Here is a 5,720-nt window from a genome sequence, read left to right on the forward strand (position 1 = left end):
ATGGTGCCATTATTGTCCATCAGAATCGGGATGGTGAGTTTGTGTTTTTGTTGCAGCGAGCGGATAGTTTCATCGGTTTCATTGATATTTAAATTCTCCGCGATGATGGCAACTTTATCGCTGTATTGTTGATAAGTTTTTTCAAGGCTCGGCAGCTCGCGGCGACAATCCAAACACCATGTTGCCCAGAATTTCAGGTAGATCGGCTTTTTGCCAATCAAGGCTTGCAGTGACACTGGCTGCTTTTCAAAGGTTTGATATTCTGCTTCAAATTGCAATGGCTTGGCGCTGAGCCAAGGTGACAATAACAATATTAAAACCAGTAGAAAATTGCGCGCTTGCATTATCTCTCTCCTGCCATTGAAGTGTGTGGCCATTTAAAAATGGGGGGCAAAATTAAAACCAACAGCGATACGGTTCCATGCATTAATAGTCGCTATAGCTGCACTCAAATTGACGATTTCTTTTTCGCTAAAGTGTGCAGCCACCTCAGTGAAGCAGGCATCGCTTACAGGTTGGTCGGCAAGGCGGGTTAAGGCTTCAGTCCACGCCAAAGCGGCGCGTTCGCGCGCAGAAAAAATAGCTACCTCACGCCAAGCGGGGAGTACATCCAAACGATGTTGCTGCTCGCCATCTTTACGCGCTTCGTTAGCGTGCATATGTTGGCAAAAAGCGCAGCCGTTAAGTTGTGATGCGCGCAATTTCACCAGATGGATTAATGAATGCTCCAATTCGTTGGCGGCGGCATCCCCTAAACCGATTAACGATTTGAGCAGTGCGGGTTGGAGTTTGTAAACGTCTGGTTGGTTAATACGTTGTTGCATGATGCGCTCCTGATAAGTCTGTTTGCTGGAGGCTTCATAGTGCCAACTCAGGGGTTGGTTGAATTGTATGTTTGCGACATCTTGCGCTGGCGGTACTCGCCCGGCGTTTGGCCGGTGATTTTGTGGAAGTGGCGGATAAAGTGCGCTTGATCGTAAAACCCTGCGTCTTGCCCTATATCGGTCAGCGATTGCTCTGGTCGCTGGCTAATGAGCGTGCGCGCGATTTTAACGCGGTGCAGTTGTTTGAGTTGATTGGGGCTGAAGCCGACTTCCAGTTGGAATTTGCGCTCCAATTGCCGACGGCTGATCGGCAAGTGTTCGCTCAATTGTTCCAGTGGTTGTGGTGTAAGAATTAATTGCGGCAATAGCTGCTGAATGAATCCGATATTGGCGTTATTTTTTTTAACGCGATCAAGTAGCCACTGATCAATCAATGTTAAACGCTGGCTGACATGGGACAATTCAGCGAGTTGATCGCGCAATTGCAAGAGCGAGTGCATGGATAAATCATCTGCAGAAAGCTCACTTCCAATTACATCAGGCATGCCCAACCCGAGTAATTGGAATGCCCCACCGGGATGAAAGCGTATGCCCATGCGATTCACCGAGCCCTGAAAAATCATTTTTCCAGTGGTCTGTGTTGCAAAAAAAGTGATGTCAGGCAGTTTATTGGCAAAATCGAAAACCAGTGTAGTGCCACCATCGGGATACACGGTTTCACTCACCCTTGCTTCAGGCAGCCGATCTTGCCGTGCAATCCAATAACACTGCACCCACGGCCGCAGTTGCAACGGTGGTGCGAAGCGCTGGAAGCCTAAATGCCCAAGGCTATTAAAGAGGGCGTCGCTGACATTGGGAAGCAACTTGGCGGACATGATTTTATCTACACAGTGATGGTGTTCAAAGCATATTACACTGCTACTGGTTTTGTGATCACTATTCATCGACTATTCAGTTTTTGACAGTAGTCTTGCCTACTCGCTGTCACAATGCATGCCCATTATTATCACAAAGTCATATTAACCAAGGAGTTGTTATGTCCCTTCGCCCCCTACCTTTGTTGGCCTTCGCTGCCGCACTGATAAGCCCGTCGCTTTACGCGAGTTATGATCAGGATCATCCGCTGTTTGCTGCCTATCCGGGGGCGGATCTTGAGCAGGCAAAAATGTATGACTATGAAAAATACGCCTTCCCGGTTTCTATTGTAGATGTCAGCAAAGAGCCCTACACCTTCACCCGATTAGATGCAGTGGGCGATTTGTTTCTGCACAATTATGAAATTGAAAATGTGTCGTCGCTCAAGGTGTCTGAGAATTACATTGCTGCTGCAAAACAGGCTGGCTTTAAACCCCTGTTTTCGTGCGCGCTTGAGGCCTGTGGCGATGAAGCTCAGGCAGCGGCATTAGGTACAGCGATTGCGGTGCGGGGCGATGTTTACAATCACTATCGCAAACCCTATTACTGGATAGGTGAGAAGGAATCGCCCAAGGGCAAAATTGTAGTGTCCTGGTTTTTTGGTTCCTACGAGGATAGTGTCAGCGTGCAACAAGTTATTCTTGAAGCCGAGCCGCTCGAAACCGGTTTGATAAAAGTCGATGCCGCCTATGCGGGATCAGCGGCAGAACCAGTAGCACCACTCTCCGCGGATGAAAAATCCGAAGACAACCCCATGTTGCCGCGCTACCCGGGAGCAAAAATTTACAACCATAAAAAAATCGATACCGAAACGGTAAAAATTCCCTTTGCGATTAACGCCACAGAAAAAACGCCGCTGCAATTAACCGGTGATTTAACCAAGCACACTTACACGATTGAAAATGTTTCAACCTTAAAAGTGTATGAAAACTACAAGGCTGCATTAACCAATGCGGGATTTAATTTTATTTCCCAGTGTGAGTTAGCGCAGTGTGGCACTGAGTCGCAAGCCGACAATTTGGGTGATCAGCTGGCGTTGTCGGGTGATGTGTATAACTGGTATCGCAAACCCTATTACCTGCTGGGTAAAAAATCCTTACCGACCGGCAATGTCTACATCGCCTTATTTATTGGCGGTTATGAATCGCAAGTCGGTGTACAGCAAGTGACCTTGCAAGAAAAAGCCGTACAAACGGGTTTGGTGAGTGTGAATGCCGATGGTTTGAAACAGCAAATTGATGCGGATGGTAAAGCGCTGATTTACGGTATTTATTTTGATACCGGCAAAGCGGAGATTAAATCTGAATCAAAACCTACGCTCGATGCAATTGCAGAATTGTTAAAACGCAATCCGGATTTGCTGCTCTATGTGGTGGGTCATACCGATGATACTGGCGATGGCGCGGCGAATGTGAGTTTATCCAAACAGCGCGCGGATTCTGTCGTTGCCGCCTTGATAAAAGATTATCAAGTAGCGGCTAACCGTTTGCAGGCGCAGGGAGTTGGCCCTTACGCCCCTGCGGGCAATAACACTAGCGATGCAGGCAAGCAAAAGAACCGTAGAGTTGAATTGGTAAAACGTCTGCGTTAAGGATTTATCGGGCGCGTGTTAAATCAATCCCCGCCCCGGCGGGGATTTTTTTGCTCCAATTATTTTGCTCCAACAAGTAGTTCCTTGCCATGTTGGATGATTTCTGTTCTGATAATCATGCCAATAAGCTAAGTCATATCAAACTATAAACCTGGCAACTCTAGCGAAACTCAGATTGGTTCATTCAATAATCCGCATGCAGGCCGCGTGGGATTGTTGTTGTCTGAATTTTTGTGGAGCTAGCCATGAAGCCTATGTACGAAAAAGTCTTGCCCACCGAAAACTCCTCCTGGCGTTATTGGCTCTATGCGCTCGATGAAATTCCCTTCAACTGGCACTACCATCCCGAATATGAAATTTGCCTGACGCTCAACAGCTGCGGCCAACGTTATATTGGCGATAACATTGCCAACTACAGCGATCTGGATTTGGTTCTGCTCGGCCCCAAACTACCGCACACCTGGCACTCCAAAGAATTAATTGCGCCGGGCCAGCATCTAACTTATGTGGCGCAGCTGCCTACCAGTTGGATTGATGCAGTGGTGCAAATGCCGGAATTAAAACCGCTCAGTGATTTGCTGGCGAAAAGTAAACGCGGTGTAGAATTTAGTGTGGCCACTGCACAGCAGTGCCGCGCACGTTTTGAGGCAATGGCCGATGCCACACCCATGCAGCGGTTATTGTGGTTGTTGGAAATTTTGCAATTGATGCTGGAGGATTCCAGCGCACGTATGATCTCCAGCGATGGTTATGCGCCGGTGAGTTTTGCTGATTCGGCGACGGAAAAAATTGATCGCGTTATTGCCTACATCCATCAACACTACACCAGCGATTTGTGCGCGGAGCAGATGGCCGCATTAGCGCATATGAGTACCAATCACTTCCATCGCTTTTTTAAACAGCGCACTGAGCAGACGTTTACGGAATTCGTCAATCAATTGCGTGTAGGCAAAGCCTGCTCATTATTGTTGACCACCGATTTTCCAGTGTCGGCAATCAGTTATCGCTGTGGCTTTAATAATATCTCCAATTTTAATCGCCGCTTTTTGCAACTCAAACATTGCACGCCGCGCGAATTCAAACGCAGCTATCAACATAATTAACGTAACAGCGCGATTGACGGTTAAACGAAAATAAAAAAGGCCGCATTACGCGGCCAAAAAATCGTCTCACGGGAGAGTGATTGGATTTAAACCATTGTTCTATTCACTATCAGTTGCACACCTGGAATTCCACAATGCCAGAGCCTGAACCAAAACGCTGCATGGTGTATTTTTCCAAATCAATCAGGTAGCCATCGCCCGCAAGGTTAGCGGTGCAGCAGCCACTGCAATCTGAATCGGCACAAGCGTCGTACACTTTTGCAGTGATGCGTTTATTACCTTGGCGAAGGTTAATGGATTTAAGGCCGAGCCAGCTCCAATCTTTTAAATGCACCGCGGCGATATTATTGGCCATTACCCATGACTCAGGTTGTTTGCCGGAGATGCCATAAAAATAACCAGACCATAAACAACCGTTATAAATGACGCACTCATCGCTACCCGGTGCGGGATAGGATTCGTAGTTGGTTAAATTCGCGCGATACCAGGCTGAACCACAATCATTACCTGCCACAGAGGAGCTTGATCTGCTGGAAGCGACTGAAGATTTGCTGCTGGATTTGCTTGAAGCTACAGAAGATTTACTTGAGCTTTTTGATGATGCAGCCTTGGAGGATGTTGCCGCTCCATCGCAACTGCCAAGTAATTTCCACTCCTGCCATTGGCCGGAATAATTTGCCGGGCTATGGCCTTGCGACCACCACTGGGCTTGGTAGGCTTTATTGCTTTGTTTAACTTGCGCACCGCCGTTGTAAACGCTGCCGCTATTCCATTCCGCAATGCCGTTACAGTTAACGGCTTGTACATTCAAACAAAAAAAACTGGTGCAGAGTGCGATAGAAAAAACGGCAAGCCGTTTAAGCGCACTCCCTGACTTATTGCTCACAAACTGGTTCATATTGACCTCGATATTATTGTTGGCTGTGGGATGTTCACATTGAAAGTTATCCCTGTTGATTAAGCGAATCCGTCATCCTGCGGTGATTCTGCCAAGGTTGGTCGAGGTAAAAATGTATTTTTGAATGCAAAACTGGCACTTTTCTATCAGCTCTTAAAAACTAAACACTGGCTCCAAAAAAAGCCCCCACGCATTTTTTATGCGCAGGGGCTTTTGTCTAACGGAGTGTCTTCAGTGAAAAACTATTGTGGATAGTTGGTCACCCGCGGGGTTTGCACTGCAATACCGGGCGGTGTCGGGTCGCCGCTATTGTTGATCACCCGTTGGATGCCGCCATCGTTGGTCAGGTTGTCCGTTACCATGTGTTCGAATTTCACATTGGGTGACGT

6 protein-coding genes are annotated in these 5,720 nt (G+C 47.4%); 2 read left to right on the top strand and 4 right to left on the bottom strand.

Translation table 11 applies throughout. The features are described from left to right. From ACWA6V_RS16085 to ACWA6V_RS16095, 3 genes are all read right to left on the bottom strand, one after another. Positions 1-344, bottom strand: a 344-nt coding sequence (locus ACWA6V_RS16085) for a TlpA family protein disulfide reductase (protein ID WP_449523444.1), incomplete at its 3' end; no start/stop codon positions are given. A 33-nt stretch (positions 345-377) separates the two neighbouring features. Beyond that, positions 378-824 carry a carboxymuconolactone decarboxylase family protein gene (locus tag ACWA6V_RS16090; RefSeq protein WP_449523445.1) on the bottom strand — a complete coding sequence of 149 codons (447 nt, stop codon included), beginning with the start codon at positions 822-824 and terminating at the stop codon, positions 378-380. A 47-nt stretch (positions 825-871) separates the two neighbouring features. Further along, complete coding sequence (locus ACWA6V_RS16095; protein WP_449523446.1) at positions 872-1,699, bottom strand: helix-turn-helix domain-containing protein; 828 nt, start codon at positions 1,697-1,699, stop codon at positions 872-874. 161 nt (positions 1,700-1,860) lie between these two features. Here ACWA6V_RS16095 and ACWA6V_RS16100 point away from each other — a divergent pair, with 161 nt between their 5' ends. Together ACWA6V_RS16100 and ACWA6V_RS16105 are read left to right on the top strand one after the other, a co-directional pair. Continuing rightward, positions 1,861-3,330: an OmpA family protein gene (locus ACWA6V_RS16100; protein ID WP_449523447.1), complete on the top strand. Its 1,470-nt coding sequence runs from the start codon at positions 1,861-1,863 to the stop codon at positions 3,328-3,330. Between the two features lie 245 nt (positions 3,331-3,575). Beyond that, positions 3,576-4,433 carry a helix-turn-helix domain-containing protein gene (locus tag ACWA6V_RS16105; RefSeq protein ID WP_449523448.1) on the top strand — a complete coding sequence of 286 codons (858 nt, stop codon included), beginning with the start codon at positions 3,576-3,578 and terminating at the stop codon, positions 4,431-4,433. Between the two features lie 109 nt (positions 4,434-4,542). Here the strand turns inward: ACWA6V_RS16105 and ACWA6V_RS16110 are convergent, their stop codons facing one another. Then, a complete protein-coding gene (locus ACWA6V_RS16110; protein WP_449523449.1) occupies positions 4,543-5,331 on the bottom strand; it encodes a hypothetical protein in 789 nt (262 codons plus the stop codon). Positions 5,332-5,720 lie beyond the last annotated feature (389 nt).

It is taken from the genome of Cellvibrio sp., from assembly GCF_053579595.1.